Source organism: Priestia sp. Y58 (assembly GCF_029522095.1).
GTDB lineage: Bacteria > Bacillota > Bacilli > Bacillales > Bacillaceae_H > Priestia > Priestia megaterium_E.
The window spans coordinates 312370-326916 of sequence record NZ_JAKWFL010000001.1; the positions used below are offsets into that span (position 1 = coordinate 312370).

Consider the following 14547-nt stretch of genomic DNA (forward strand, 5'->3'; position numbering starts at 1 on the left):
GTAAAGCATTATTTTACGTAAATTATAAAATAGTGCTTAAGACGCTTTTAATGGGAAAACAAAAGGCCTTCTGCCTGCTTACAGAAGACCTTCTTGCTTTAACTTTTTGCTTTTAAAACGGCTGCTAGCTTGTTTTTCGTTTGAGGACCATAAATGCCATCTACATCATAAGGAAGATACATAAGCTGAAAACGTCTGACTGCATCTTTCGTTTGAACTCCATATATTCCGTCTACTGACCCTACTTTAAAATTAACCGCGTTTAATGCTCTTTGAAGCTGTTTCACAGCTTCTCCAGAATCGCCTTGTTTTAAAATTCCATTGGGAAGTGGATATTGTTCAGAAGGTGGTGTTGGAGATGGTGTTGATGAAGTTCCTGAAGGAATAACAATTGTTTTTCCAACCTGTAGTGTTAAAGGATCAGAAAGCCCTGTATTCGCTTCTTGAAGCGCCTGTACTGTTATGTTGTACTTCTGTGCAATACTGTAAAGCGTATCTCCTTGCTTGATCGTATACGTTTTTGTACCCGGTTCAGAAGGTGAAGGATTTGGTGTTGGAGATGGGGATGGATTTGGAACTGCACGACGCGGTAAATTTAAATATACGGCAATTCCTTTTGCATACGATTCACCCATGCTTTTTAAAAAAGCTTCATTTTGAAGAAGTGCTGCATCTGTACTGTTATCAATAAAAGCTATTTCAGTGAGTACTGCGGGCATATTTGTTAAGCGAAGCACCGCATAATTGGCTGATTTTCGACCGCGATTCGGATGATTATACGACAGCAGCGCTGGCTGTACTTGGCCGTGTACAATCGATTGAAACGTTTTACTGGCATTGCTAGCGCTTCTATAAACATAATCTTCGTACCCTGTTCCTCCACCGGCATTTACGTGAATAGACATAAATGCGTCTGCGCCCCACGAATTAGCTTGAGAAGCGCGCTGAGATAACGATAAAAAAACATCTGTGGTACGAGTGGTTTTAATCGTAAAATCACTGTACGTGCTATTTAAATAGCTTATTAAATATTGTTGAATTTTCAAAACTAGGTTTTTTTCATACAATCCATTCGCTCCAACTGCTCCTACGTCTGCCCCACCATGTCCTGCATCGAGATAAATTTTTTTCATATTACTTGTCCCTCCTTATTGCTAACATATGCATGAGGGAAAAAAGTGCTACAGTTACTAGCCTACTTAGTGAAAAATCACTAAAAAAGGAGATTGTGCCATAACGAAACCACTCCAATCTAAAAACGAACAAATGGGACAAGTGCTCTAGTAGGGATTGCTTGTGACACCGCTGTTGATTTCCGTGCAAGACTTCGCTTTCCGCGGGCGGCTGGTGAGCCTCCTCGTCGCTTACGCTCCTGCGGGGTCTCACCTATTCCGCTTTTCCCGCAGGAGTCTTCGCCTGCCCTCCAATCAACAGGTAGAAGCAACTAAATAGATGAAATCTACGTTCACGTTACCAATAAAAAAATCCGCACGATTCATCGTGCGGATCTTCTTCGACCTAACACTTTTGATCTTTATAACGTTAGGACCTATTTAAAAAGCAGAACGCCTATAACAATGAGAATAATCCAAATTGGAATGCTTATTAATATGCCTATTACTAAACCTTTGAAAAAATTTCCTTCTTGCATTTTCATTCCATTCCTCTCCAACAGTATTTTCTAATAACACTACGCCTGGCTGAAAATTCTCTGAAGTTATACTGAAGTGCAGAGTGAACGCATAAACAATCTCTCTATCTGTTATACACTACTTTTACATATAGATTCAATGAGACAAAAAGCTTATCCTTTTTAATTTATATAACCAAATTCTTTCCTGTATCTAACAAAACAATAAAAAGCCTCCCGTAAATTGTACGACAGGCAGCTATACTTGTTTTATGAACAGCTTAGTTCGATATTTAATATACGCATGCAGAATGTTATTCATTTTGAAAAACAAAAAAGTCCAAGAGAACGTATAAACGATCTCTCGGACTTTTAGGAATTAATATTGGCTCATGTATTGGTCACGTTCCCAAGGATGAACTTGTGTACGGAACATATCCCATTCGATTTCTTTCGCTTCAACGAAGTGCTCTGCTAAGTGTTCACCTAATGCAGAAACCATAACTTCGTTTGATTGGAAGCTATCTAAAGCTTGAGCTAATGTTGCAGGTAAATCTACGATACCTTCTTCAATACGCTCTTCTTTTGTCATTACATAGATATTACGATCGATAGGTTTTGGAGCTTCAAGGTTGTTCTTGATTCCATCTAAACCAGCTTTTAATAGAACAGCCATTGCTAAATATGGGTTAGCAGCTGGGTCTACGCTACGTACTTCAACACGAGTTCCTACGCCGCGAGAAGCTGGGATACGGATTAATGGGCTACGGTTGCGAGCAGACCAAGCAACATAACAAGGAGCCTCATATCCAGGCACTAGACGCTTATAAGAGTTTACAGTAGGATTTGTTACTGCTGTAAAGCTGTGTGCGTGCTTGATGATACCTGCGATAAATTGACGAGCCGTATCACTTAGCTCTAGATTACCGTTTTCATCATAAAATGCGTTTTGACCATCTTTAAATAATGAAACGTTACAGTGCATACCTGAACCATTCACACCAAATAATGGTTTTGGCATAAATGTAGCATGTAAGCCATGTTTACGTGCAATTGTTTTTACAACAAGTTTGAACGTTTGGATATCATCACAAGCTTTTAATGCAGCAGCATATTTGAAGTCAATCTCGTGTTGTCCAGGAGCTACCTCATGGTGAGATGCTTCAATTTCAAAGCCCATTTCTTCAAGCTCTAATACGATGTCACGACGGCAGTTTTCACCAAGGTCAGTTGGTGCTAAGTCGAAGTAGCCACCTTTATCATTTAATTCTAATGTAGGTTCGCCTTTTTCGTCTAATTTGAATAAGAAGAACTCTGGCTCAGGTCCAAGGTTAAAATCAGTAAATCCTAACTCTTCCATCTCTTTTAACACACGTTTTAAGTTATTACGTGGATCGCCATCAAACGGAGTTCTATCTGCATTGTAGATGTCACAAATAAAACGTGCTACTTTACCTTTTTCAGATGTCCAAGGGAAAATAACAAACGTATCAATATCTGGGAATAGGTACATATCTGATTCTTCAATACGTACAAATCCTTCAATAGAAGAACCGTCAAACATCATCTTGTTGTCTAACGCTTTTTCTAATTGACTTACTGGAATTTCAACGTTTTTAATTGTTCCTAAAATGTCAGTGAACTGAAGACGAATATACTTTACATTCTCTTCTTGAACTTTGCGGAAAATATCTTCTTTTGTGTACTTTGCCATCGTGTGATCCTCCCCTAAATCTCTATATAATATTTATAATCTATACCCCTCATATACGAACGGCATAAATATTGATAACTTTATTAATGAAAGAACCTGGACATATCTCCTTGATTTAAAGTTGCTCGATTAAAACGGCCTGCTTGCATAAGTTCTGCACGAAGCATTTTTCGCAATTCATCGTCCGTTAATTCTGGCTTTGCTGTTGCTGCCACAACTTTTTCTTCTTGCTTATGCCCTTTTTGCTCCTTTTGAAGATGAAACAGCTGTTTTACACCTGCTAAGTTTACACCTTGTTCAATAAGATCACGGATTTCAAGCAGCTTATCAACATCGTTAAATGAGAATAATCGTCGATTTCCCTCTGTTCTTACTGGTGCAACCAATTCATGTTCTTCATAGTAGCGAATTTGGCGAGCCGACAACTCAGTTAACTGCATCACAATTCCAATTGGGAAAAGTGGCGTATTTCTTCGAATGTTGTCACTCATTTCAGTTCCTCCTTTGGATTAACTATTTACATTGTATGCTATGTTAGTTCACCTGTCAACCGAATGTTAGTAATTCTAACATAAATTTTTCTGAACATTTCTTCTATACAAATAAATAGCACTTCGTTTATTTTTGTAAGCCTATCTTTTCTTTCTTAGCGGGGAGAAAAATAGTCTTTCTATCTTATATTTTATAAAAGTTCTTTCGTCAGCATTTGATCTACTGCCATACATATTGCTACTTTTACGTGAGCATACGTTAACCCGCCCTGCACGTAAGCGACATATGGAGGCCTGATAGGCCCATCTGCCGTCAGCTCGAGGCTTGCTCCTTGTATAAACGTTCCAGCTGCCATAATTACATCATCTTCGTACCCTGGCATATAAGCAGGATAGGCCGTTACGTGTGAATTAATTGGTGAAGCGAATTGAATAGCCTGACAAAAAGAAATCATTTTATCGCGGTCATCGAACTGCACGGATTGAATTAAATCCGTTCGTTCACTGTTCCACTTCGGTTCACTTTGCATCCCTAGCTCTTCGAACATAGCGGATGAGAAAACCGCTCCTTTTAAGGCTTGACCGACTACGTGCGGCGCCAAGAAAAACCCTTGATACATTTCTTGCAAGCTATACAGCGTCGCTCCAGCTTCTGCACCGATTCCAGGAGTTGTCATTCGGTATGAACAAGCTTCCACTAGATCTTTTCGTCCTGCAATATAGCCGCCGATTTTAGCAAGACCTCCACCAGGGTTCTTAATAAGCGACCCCGCCATCAAATCTGCTCCTACATGCGTTGGCTCGATTGTTTCTACAAATTCACCGTAGCAGTTATCGACAAATACTATAACGTCAGGCTTGATACTCTTTACAAACGAAATCATTTCTTTTATTTGCGCGACTGTAAAAGAAGGACGAATGCCATAACCTTTTGAGCGCTGAATGCCTATCATCTTTGTATGCTCATGAATAGACGCTTTCACTTCTTCAAAATCCACTTGACCTTGCGCTGTTAAATCTACTGATTTATAGCTAATATTATATTCTTTTAAAGAGCCTACGCCGCTTCCTCGTATACCAACAATTTCTTCAAGGGTGTCATAAGGCTTTCCAGTTATATATAATAGTTCATCTCCAGGACGCAGTACACCAAACAGCGATATGCCAATTGCGTGCGTACCTGAAATAATTTGCGGACGGACCAGGCAAGCTTCTGTTCCAAAAACATCCGCGTATACTTTCTCCAAAGTATCGCGGCCTAGATCGTCATATCCATACCCCGTTGTCGGATTAAAATGTGAATCACTCACTCGATTTTGCTGAAAGCTTTGCAGCACCCGAAATTGATTTGCTTCAATGCGCTCGTCAATTTTCTCATGCACAGGCTTAATTTGTTTTTCTACTTTTGTAGCAAGTTCCCGAATGCGTGCCCCGTTTTTTAACTGATCAAACATCATTTCTTTGTTCCTCAACTTTCTTCAAGCGTTTGTAGCTTTTTGTAAAGGGGATGCTCTTTTGCAATATACCCTTTGCACTGATACTTCTCAGTTTCTTCATTGAATTTTAACGACTCAACAATAGAGACCGTTTTGAGTTCAGCGAGCATTTTCCCTTCATAAGCCGGCAGCAGCACATGAAAGAACGCCATTTCTTTTTTCATTTCTTCTTGAATTCTTTCTCCAAGCTTCACTAAATCAGCGGATTTAAAAGCGCTCATTGATAACGATGTCGAAGCGGATGGGACAAATAGTTCATGCTGCATATCTTCTTTATTGTAAACTGTCAGCATCGGAATGTCCGTTACGTTCAGCTCTTCTAGTAAGCGATGCACTGTTTTTTCGTGGTTGTTGTAATCTGGATTAGATGAATCTACCACGTGCAGAACAAGGTCAGCTTCGGTTACTTCTTCAAGTGTTGAACGGAACGCGGCTACTAACGTTGTTGGAAGATCTTGAATAAATCCAACCGTATCCGTTAACAGAGCCGTTAATCCTGACGGAAGCGTATACTGTCTTGTCGTTGGATCAAGAGTTGCGAACAGCTGATTTTCTTCAAAAATACCAGCTTCTGTTAAGCGGTTAAAGATCGTCGATTTACCAGCGTTCGTATAGCCTACAATTGCAATTTGATAGACATGATTACGCTTACGTCTTTCTCGATAACGTTCGCGGTGACTTACCACTGTCTTTAGCTGACGCTTAATTTCATCAATTTTACGGCGAATATGTCTGCGGTCACTTTCAAGTTTCGTTTCACCAGGACCTCTTGTTCCAATTCCGCCTCCAAGACGCGACAAAGCGGTACCTTGTCCTACTAACCTAGGTAGCAGATAATTTAATTGAGCAAGTTCCACCTGCATTTTTCCTTCTCGCGTTTGAGCACGCTGTGCAAAGATATCCAAAATCAGCTGCGTGCGATCAATAACACGCGCAGATAACCCTGCTGACAAATTGCGGATTTGACTCGGTGACAATTCATCATTAAATACAATTAAATCAGGCTCTAACTCTTCTTCAAGAGCCACAAGTTCTTCTACTTTCCCTTTTCCAATATAAGTAGCTGGATGAATACGATCGCGCTTTTGCGTTAACCTTACCAGCACTTCGCCTTTTGCAGTCTCAGTTAAAGATGCTAGCTCATCCATTGAATATTCAAAACGTTCGTCATCGTCATGGAGCTGACATCCGACTAAAATTACGCGTTCAAGTTCAGTATTCATTTCTGCTGTCAAAGATTTTTCCTTCCCTTACTATTAAATTGACAAATCATTCATATCATATCAAAAAAATGTCCATTTCTCCATCTTTGCAAAAGAGACAGAATACATTGTCTTTTACTAGTTTAACACCCTTTTTAAAATCTATAAAACGATGATTAAAAAAACATTGAAATATCACGAAATTCTGTATACAATTTGAGTTGGTTTACTTATCGAAATTTGAATCAGGCTGCCTGATTTTAAAATAATAGTCGCTACTTGGTGAAAACAGAATAAAGGGGATAGCATCATGACTTGGGACGTACTTAGCATTATTGGAACGATTGCTTTTGCAATCAGCGGGGCTTTCATTGCCATGGAAGAGGAATATGATATTTTAGGCGTTTACATACTGGGAATCGTAACGGCTTTTGGCGGAGGAGCCATTCGAAACCTGCTTATCGGTGTACCGGTGTCTGCCCTTTGGGAACAAGGACTCTTTTTTCAGATTGCTTTATTATCTATCACTGCCACTTTTTTATTTCCAAACAATATCTTAAAGCATTGGAAGCGATGGGGAAACTTTTCGGATGCCATTGGCCTTGCAGCATTCGCGATTCAAGGAGCGCTTTATGCCACTCATATGAACCATCCGCTTAGCGCGGTTATTGTAGCTGCGGTCTTAACAGGAAGCGGCGGCGGGATTATCCGAGATTTATTAGCACGCCGAAAGCCTACTGTTCTTAAAGATGAAATTTATGCGGTATGGGCGATTATCGCAGGATTTAGCGTAGGGCTGCATATTACAAACACGCCTGTAGAACTTTATACGTTATTTATCTTACTTGTAGGTCTTCGGATGTGTTCATATATTTACAAATGGCGCCTGCCAATCAAAACGATTCGACAGCCAAATATGTAGAAAAAAAAGCCTTTCATAACGAAAGGCTTTTTTTCACAGCTGAATATCGCTTGACGTTAAAGTTAAAAGCTCGTTGCGCTCAAAGCTTTCTTCTTCTAAAAGCCTCATGGATTGAGTGCGTATGGAACGTTCGATAATGTTTCGCACATATCGACCGTTACTAAAATCCCTGGGCGTCTGATTGTACTTCACGTCCATGAAATGATCTTTTAGCTTTTTATAGGCTTCTGTACTAAACTGATACTGCCTGTCATTCATCATGTGACCCGCAATGTCCATCAGTTCATTTACATCATAATCCGGAAAATCAAAAATAAACGGGAACCTAGAGCGCAGCCCTGGATTAAGACTTAAGAAATTTTCCATTTCTCTTGGATAACCAGCTAAAATCAATACAAACTTATCATTTGAATCTTCCATATGTTTAACCAATGTATCAATCGCTTCTTTTCCAAAATCTTTTTCTCCCCCTCTTGCAAGAGAATAAGCCTCATCGATAAATAAAATACCTCCAAGCGCTTTTTTTACCAGATCTCTCGTTTTCTGAGCTGTATGACCAATGTATTCTCCAACTAAATCTGCCCGCTCTGCTTCAATTAAATGCCCTTTAGACAAGATGTTCATATTCAAAAATAATTTACCTAGCAGGCGGGCTACCGTCGTTTTCCCTGTTCCTGGATTTCCTTTAAACATCATATGCAGCGCCTGCTTTCCCGCTTTTAAGCCCTGTTCCTCTCTTTTTTTGTTAATATATAACCACGCATATATTTCTTTTATCATTTTTTTCAATTCTTCCATTCCAACCAGTCCGCTCATTTCTCGTTCAATTTCCCGAAGCGGCTCATGATTTATGACAGCTTTTTTGGCAGGACGCGGAATTGATGTCGTATACGATTTTTCCTTTTTTGTTTCATTATTTAAAATGATATTAATTTGCCCATTATTTTTAAGAGTTATCGGCTGTTCCACCATGTTCACCTCTCGTTTCATCCCACTTCTCTGTATCGCATAGCTGCATGCGATGAACGATACGAAGACAATGATCTCTTATTACCGAAGAAATAATCGTCTATTATAAGGTTTATGTTCAATGAGTAAAAACAATGTTAAGAAACTTTTCTAAGCCTTTATTTGCATAAAAAAAGCATCCGAATATGCGGATGCTTCTCTTTAATCTCTATTCAAGTTCTACTGTAATATTTTTATTTGGTACAAATGTCGAAATAGCATGTTTATAAATCAGCTGCTGTTTTCCTTCAGATTCAATTAACACAGTAAAGTTATCAAATCCTTTAATTAGTCCTCTTAATTGAAAACCATTTAAAAGAAATACCGTCACATAGATATTTTCTTTACGTAATTGATTTAAAAATTGGTCTTGAATATTAACTGATTGTTTCATTATTCGGCCTCCTCGTTTCTCTATCTGTTTACTTAATTCGCTTCTTTTTTCAGCTTTCCTGCAATATATGTAAAAATTTCAGCAAACTTTTCGGGAAATTTGTCAACTTCCATCTCTATCCATTTTACAGGCATTTTATTTCGAAACCATGTTAACTGACGCTTTGCATATCTTCGTGAATTTTGTTTCAACTGTTCAACGGCTTCTTCGAGCGTGCAGCGTCCTTCAAAATAAGCATACAGCTCTTTATAGCCGATAGCTTGAATTGATTGTACATCATGCAGACCACTTTCGTACAATGATTTGACTTCATCAAGCAGTCCAGCCTGCATCATCATATCGACTCGGTGATTAATTCTCTCATATAATACGTCTCTATCCATTGTAAGTCCAATAATGCTTACGTCATATAATAACTCTTGTGACTGTTCTTTTGTATAGTCACTGAATTTTTTGCCGGTTACTTCATAAACTTCAAGCGCTCTGATTACACGGCGATGGTTATTTTTATGGATAGCAGCTGCACTGTCTGGGTCAATTTCTTTTAGCTTTTCATACAGGGGATCAATACCATGAGCTTTAATAAATACTTCCATTCGTTCACGAACTTTTTCATCACTAGGAGTTTCTGTGAACTGATAATCATAAATAACGGATTGAATATAAAGACCCGTCCCTCCAACAATCATCGGCATTTTTCCTCTAGCGTGAATATCATCGATTTGTTTTCTTACAATCTCTTGAAATTCTGCCACAGAAAACGATTCATCCGGCTCCTTAATATCGATCAGGTAATGGGGAATACCCTGCATCTCTTCTTCTGACACCTTTGCTGTTCCGATATCCATCCCTTTATAAATTTGCATGGAATCACCTGAAATAATCTCTCCATCTAACTGTTTGGCAAGTTCAATACTCAATTTTGTTTTACCAACCGCAGTTGGTCCAATAATGACAATAAGTTTTGGTTTCTCTCCCGTCATAACAACACTACTTTCATCTATAGGCATTCACATCATTCCATTTTATCCAAATGGCCATGATTTATTCAACAAAACGGCTAGCTGCAGCTAGCCGCATTGCCTACATCACTCGCTTAAACATCTTTTCCATTTCATACGTCGAATGATGAATAATAATTGGTCGTCCGTGCGGACACGTAAATGGATCCGTTGTTTTTCTCAACGTTTCAAGTAAAGCAAAAATCTCATCGTTTCGCAAATGATGATTCGCTTTAATCGATCCTTTACAGCTCATCATAATAGCCGCTTCTTCTCGTAACTTTTCGATATTGACACGTTTCATCGTAAAGATTTGCTGAATCATTTCTTCAATAGTTTCCTGTTCCTCTCCTTTTGGAAACCACTGCGGATGCGAACGAACTATATAGGAGTTTTGTCCAAACGGTTCTAAAAAGACTCCTACTTCAGCAAGCATGTCTTTGTATTCTTCTAAAACCAAGGCTTCATTTCCCGAGAACTCTAGCGTAAGCGGCATAAGCAGTTCTTGAACTTCTGAATCTACTTCTCCAAGCTTTCGCTTAAAATATTCGTACTTAATTCTCTCCTGTGCCGCGTGCTGATCAATAATAAATAATCCTTTTTCATTTTGTGCCAAAATATACGTTCCGTGCATTTGGCCAATTGGGTACATCGCAGGAACACGCGGTTCTGGCTGCTCTTTGGCTGAATGGTTTGGCTCTGGAATAGGGGCGTTTTCTCCCACCGATTCTTCATATTGTTCTATTTCTCGAAACGTTGGTTCAAGTTCTTCATCTTGACGTATGACCTCTGTTTTAACAGGCGGCATGATCTCGTCTACACGAGCAGGAGCCTCCTTAAAGCTAGGCTCGCGAACCGTATTAGACGGCTGATAGCCAGACGATTTAGACTGATGATCAAATGTAAAGGTCTGCTGCTCAGTTGGCTGCACAACTGCTTTTGACTTAGTTGGCACTACAGCATCTGGAATTAACTGCTGCTTTTTAAAAGCAGCTTTCACTCCTTGTTCAATAAGCTCAAACAGCTCCGCTTCTTTACTTAAGCGTACTTCTAATTTTGCTGGATGAACATTCACGTCCACTAATAAAGGGTCCATTGTAATGGTTAAAAACACAATCGGAAAACGACCGATAGGTAAAAGGGTATGATAGCCCTGCTGCACTGCTTTTAACAACCCGTAGTTTTTAACAAACCGACCGTTAATAATGGTGGACATATAGTTGCGAGAAGCCCTTGTGATTTCAGGAAGAGCGACGTAACCATTCACTTCATAATCAAGTGACTGAACATTAATCGGAATCATTTTTTTGGCTACTGCCATTCCATAAATAGCGGCAAGCACTTGGCGCACATCTCCGCTCCCGTTCGTATACAGAAGCTGTCTTCCTTGATGCATCAGCCTAATTGAAACTTCAGGATGAGACATCGCAAGACGATTGACGACATCCGTTACGTTACCAAGCTCCGTATTTACCGTCTTCATATATTTTAAACGTGCAGGTGTGTTAAAAAATAAGTTTTCAATAACAAGTTCGGTACCTTTTCGACTTGACGTTAATTCGTGATGAACGATTTCTCCGCCTCTAAGTTTAAGATGAGTGCCGGCTTCTTCTCCCGTACTCGTTTTGAGTTCAAGCATTGAAACCGAAGCAATACTTGGCAAAGCTTCACCGCGAAATCCTAACGTTCGAATTCGAAATAAATCTTGCTCTGTTTTGATTTTACTTGTCGCATGTCTTTTAAAAGCGGTCAAGCAGTCTTCAGAAGCAATGCCGTCTCCATTATCCAATATACGAATTTTTGAAAGCCCAGCTTCTTCTAGCTCAATTTCAATAACTGTACTGTTTGCATCAATAGCATTTTCGACTAGTTCTTTCACCACCGAAGCAGGTCGTTCAACAACCTCTCCGGCAGCAATTTTATTTGAAAGTTCGTCTGAAAGCTGCACAATTTTACCCACAGACTCACTCCTCTCACTCTATTTCTTCTTTAATGATTTTTGCAGTTCATACATCGCATTCATTGCGTCTAAAGGCGTCATTTCTAAAATATCCAGCTCTTTTAAACGATCTATAATTGCTTTTTCCCGTTTCGAAAGCGCAGGCTTTTCTTTTTTCTCTTCTATTTCAAAGAACGAAAGCTGATTGGCTTCATCTGCTTTTTTATTATCTGCACGTTCTTCTTGAACCAAAGAAGCACCTTCTTGTGGAACTTGTTGTGTCATCTCTTCTCTTTTTGGAGCCTGATGTACAGGTTCACGCTCAGAAGATTGTTCTAAATCGTGTAAGATGACGCGAGCTCGCTCTAGAAGCGGATCTGGAAGTTCCGCTAGTTCCGCTACGTGAATACCATAACTTTTATCTGCGGCACCATCTTTGATTTTGTGTAAAAAGACGACTTTCCCATTTTTTTCAACCGCGCTTACATGAACATTTTTAAGCGCAGGAAGCGACTCATCGAGTACGGTTAATTCATGATAATGAGTAGAAAATAGGGTCTTACAGCCAATATGTTCATGAACGTATTCAATAATTGCTTGAGCAAGAGCCATTCCGTCATACGTAGACGTGCCGCGTCCAATTTCATCTAACAGAATTAGACTCGACTGAGTGGCATTTGTCACTGCATTTTTCGTTTCTAGCATCTCGACCATAAACGTACTTTGACCTGAAATTAAGTCATCGGCTGCTCCGATACGTGTAAACACTTGATCAAAAATCGGCAGAACCGCTTCGTCTGCTGGCACAAAACAGCCAATTTGAGCTAATATCGCCGTTAAAGCGACCTGACGCATGTACGTACTTTTACCAGACATATTCGGTCCTGTAATCAGTAAAATTGAACTATCATCCGTCATTTGACAGTCGTTTGGCACGTATTCCTGCGAATTCATTACTTTTTCTACCACTGGATGGCGTCCATTTTGAATCGAAATATCTTCACTTGAAAAAATAGGCTTCGTGTAATGACGTTCTTCACTGATTTTTGCAAAGCACTGCAGTACGTCAAGCTCACTTACTTTTTTAGCGAGTTCTTGCAGCCTTGGAATATATGCTTTTACTTCTTCACGAATTTGTAAAAACAATTCATATTCCAGCTCTACAATTTTCTCTTCCGCTTCTAAAATCAGCGCTTCTTTTTCTTTCAGCTCAGGGGTAATAAAACGTTCTGCATTGGTTAACGTCTGTTTTCGTTCATACATTCCTTCAGGCAAAAGATGGAGATTTGCCCGCGTTACTTCTATATAATAGCCGAACACGCGATTATAACCAATTTTCAGTGAGCGAATCCCTGTTTTCTCACGCTCTTGCTGTTCAAGTGACGCAATCCACGTTTTTCCGTTTCGGCTTGCATCTCGGTATTGATCAAGCTGTTCATGATAGCCGTCATTAATAATGTCTCCTTCTTTAATTGACAAAGGAGGGTGCTCTTTTAATCCTCTTTCAAGAAGATTAGCTAATCGCTCACAAGGATCAATGTCTTCAACAAGCTTTGTGGCATAAGGGTGATTCAAACGATTCACAACCTCTTGGATATGAGGCACATTTTGCAATGATTTTTTTAATTGAATTAAATCACGAGCATTTACATTACCAAAAGCTACTCGACCAGCTAAGCGTTCTAAATCATATACGTCTTTTAGCAACTCCCGCAGTTCTTCTCGTTCAAAAAACTGTTTCATTAAGACATCTACCATATTCAAACGATTATCAATATCCGCTTGTTTTAAAAGCGGACGGTCAATCCAATTTTTTAATAAACGGCCGCCCATTGCCGTAACGGTCTGGTCTAATAACCATAGAAGCGAGCCTTTCTTTCCTTTTGAACGAATCGTTTCGGTTAACTCTAAGTTTCGCTTAGAGAACAAATCAATTTTCATATATTCATTGATTTGATAAAACTGCACGGGCTGTAAGTGTTCAAGCGAACGCTTCTGCGTGCGAGTTAAATACTGAAGAATACGAGCAAACGTTGTAATAAGCTTTTGCTGCTGAAGCGACTCTACTAAATAATCTAGTCCTTCTACTTGCTCTGTACTATTCTCATAAGAAATGGTAATCGTCATGCGCTCTTTTAGTGTTTGTAATAAGTCAGCAGGAAACTCAGAGCTTACAACGACTTCTTTTGCTTCTTTTGCATAAATCTCTGAGACGATATCATGAAACGAACTAACAAGCGTTACGCTGTTTTCTCCTGTAGACAAATCAGAAAGAGCAAGACCAAACGTTTGATCCTCGAACCCAGTAACAGAACAAATATAGTTATTTTCCTTTTCATGCAGTCCGCGTTCGTTCATCAGTGTTCCGGGTGAAATCACCTGTACCACTTCTCGCTTTACAACACCTTTTGCATGCTTAGGGTCTTCTACTTGCTCACAAATAGCTACTTTAAATCCCTTTTCAATTAAACGCTCGATATACGTAGGAGCAGAGTGATACGGAACCCCGCACATCGGAATTCTCTCTTGTCCTCCTCCGTCTCGACTTGTTAATGTTATTTCAAGTTCTTGAGAAGCTGTCGTAGCATCTTCAAAGAACATTTCATAAAAATCACCTAATCTAAAAAATAAAAAGGCATCTTGATACTCTGCCTTAATTCTCAAATATTGCTGTATCATTGGCGTATACGCTGCCATACTATTCCTCCATACCACATCTAGTTGTGCGTTTTTGCTACACGTATTATAAC

Annotated in this window: 12 protein-coding genes; 1 reads left to right on the forward strand and 11 read right to left on the reverse strand. The window is 39.4% G+C overall.

Annotated features, from left to right (window positions below; genetic code table 11):
- Window positions 1–98: 98 nt before the first annotated feature.
- The 6 genes from MMB68_RS01725 to hflX all read right to left on the reverse strand — a co-directional run bounded on the left by MMB68_RS01725 (window position 99) and on the right by hflX (window position 6554).
- Window positions 99–1133, reverse strand: coding sequence for an N-acetylmuramoyl-L-alanine amidase (locus tag MMB68_RS01725; protein WP_221784419.1), 1035 nt, complete (start codon window positions 1131–1133; stop codon window positions 99–101).
- 119 nt (window positions 1134–1252) lie between these two features.
- Window positions 1253–1444, reverse strand: a complete 192-nt coding sequence (locus MMB68_RS01730; protein WP_277548092.1) for a hypothetical protein — start codon at window positions 1442–1444, stop codon at window positions 1253–1255.
- Window positions 1445–2009: 565 nt separating this feature from the next.
- Window positions 2010–3344 (reverse strand): type I glutamate--ammonia ligase, encoded by a 1335-nt coding sequence (gene glnA / locus MMB68_RS01735; protein ID WP_013058785.1) that lies wholly within the window; start codon window positions 3342–3344, stop codon window positions 2010–2012.
- An 83-nt stretch (window positions 3345–3427) separates the two neighbouring features.
- Window positions 3428–3835 carry a MerR family transcriptional regulator gene (locus MMB68_RS01740; RefSeq protein ID WP_013058786.1) on the reverse strand — a complete coding sequence of 136 codons (408 nt, stop codon included), beginning with the start codon at window positions 3833–3835 and terminating at the stop codon, window positions 3428–3430.
- A gap of 191 nt (window positions 3836–4026) precedes the next feature.
- Window positions 4027–5289 carry a methionine gamma-lyase family protein gene (locus MMB68_RS01745; RefSeq protein ID WP_221784737.1) on the reverse strand — a complete coding sequence of 421 codons (1263 nt, stop codon included), beginning with the start codon at window positions 5287–5289 and terminating at the stop codon, window positions 4027–4029.
- Between the two features lie 14 nt (window positions 5290–5303).
- Entirely contained in the window at window positions 5304–6554 is a 1251-nt protein-coding gene (gene hflX, locus MMB68_RS01750) for a GTPase HflX (protein ID WP_221784738.1), read from the reverse strand.
- 289 nt (window positions 6555–6843) lie between these two features.
- On the opposite strand from hflX, the gene MMB68_RS01755 reads away from it, so the two are divergent.
- Window positions 6844–7455: a trimeric intracellular cation channel family protein gene (locus MMB68_RS01755; RefSeq protein ID WP_013058789.1), complete on the forward strand. Its 612-nt coding sequence runs from the start codon at window positions 6844–6846 to the stop codon at window positions 7453–7455.
- A gap of 33 nt (window positions 7456–7488) precedes the next feature.
- Here MMB68_RS01755 and spoVK read toward each other — a convergent pair whose 3' ends face one another.
- The 5 genes from spoVK to mutS all read right to left on the reverse strand — a co-directional run bounded on the left by spoVK (window position 7489) and on the right by mutS (window position 14494).
- Window positions 7489–8445 carry a stage V sporulation protein K gene (spoVK, locus tag MMB68_RS01760; protein WP_016765353.1) on the reverse strand — a complete coding sequence of 319 codons (957 nt, stop codon included), beginning with the start codon at window positions 8443–8445 and terminating at the stop codon, window positions 7489–7491.
- A gap of 187 nt (window positions 8446–8632) precedes the next feature.
- Entirely contained in the window at window positions 8633–8857 is a 225-nt protein-coding gene (hfq, locus tag MMB68_RS01765; protein ID WP_013058791.1) for an RNA chaperone Hfq, read from the reverse strand.
- Between the two features lie 32 nt (window positions 8858–8889).
- The gene (miaA, locus tag MMB68_RS01770; RefSeq protein WP_050689712.1) at window positions 8890–9840 is read right to left on the reverse strand and encodes a tRNA (adenosine(37)-N6)-dimethylallyltransferase MiaA; all 951 of its coding nucleotides are present in this window, start codon (window positions 9838–9840) and stop codon (window positions 8890–8892) included.
- Between the two features lie 100 nt (window positions 9841–9940).
- Window positions 9941–11818 (reverse strand): DNA mismatch repair endonuclease MutL, encoded by a 1878-nt coding sequence (mutL, locus tag MMB68_RS01775; protein ID WP_277548093.1) that lies wholly within the window; start codon window positions 11816–11818, stop codon window positions 9941–9943.
- 18 nt (window positions 11819–11836) lie between these two features.
- Window positions 11837–14494 carry a DNA mismatch repair protein MutS gene (gene mutS, locus MMB68_RS01780; RefSeq protein ID WP_025601389.1) on the reverse strand — a complete coding sequence of 886 codons (2658 nt, stop codon included), beginning with the start codon at window positions 14492–14494 and terminating at the stop codon, window positions 11837–11839.
- Between the last annotated feature and the right edge of the window lie 53 nt (window positions 14495–14547).

Coding starts and splice junctions, on each gene's coding strand:
- spoVK (WP_016765353.1), bottom strand. CDS start 8,445: ATGAAACGAGAGGTGAACATGGTGGAACAGCCGATAACTCTTAAAAAT.
- hflX (WP_221784738.1), bottom strand. CDS start 6,554: ATGAATACTGAACTTGAACGCGTAATTTTAGTCGGATGTCAGCTCCAT.
- hfq (WP_013058791.1), bottom strand. CDS start 8,857: ATGAAACAATCAGTTAATATTCAAGACCAATTTTTAAATCAATTACGT.
- miaA (WP_050689712.1), bottom strand. CDS start 9,840: ATGACGGGAGAGAAACCAAAACTTATTGTCATTATTGGACCAACTGCG.
- MMB68_RS01725 (WP_221784419.1), bottom strand. CDS start 1,133: ATGAAAAAAATTTATCTCGATGCAGGACATGGTGGGGCAGACGTAGGA.
- MMB68_RS01755 (WP_013058789.1), top strand. CDS start 6,844: ATGACTTGGGACGTACTTAGCATTATTGGAACGATTGCTTTTGCAATC.
- glnA (WP_013058785.1), bottom strand. CDS start 3,344: ATGGCAAAGTACACAAAAGAAGATATTTTCCGCAAAGTTCAAGAAGAG.
- mutS (WP_025601389.1), bottom strand. CDS start 14,494: ATGGCAGCGTATACGCCAATGATACAGCAATATTTGAGAATTAAGGCA.
- MMB68_RS01745 (WP_221784737.1), bottom strand. CDS start 5,289: ATGTTTGATCAGTTAAAAAACGGGGCACGCATTCGGGAACTTGCTACA.
- MMB68_RS01740 (WP_013058786.1), bottom strand. CDS start 3,835: ATGAGTGACAACATTCGAAGAAATACGCCACTTTTCCCAATTGGAATT.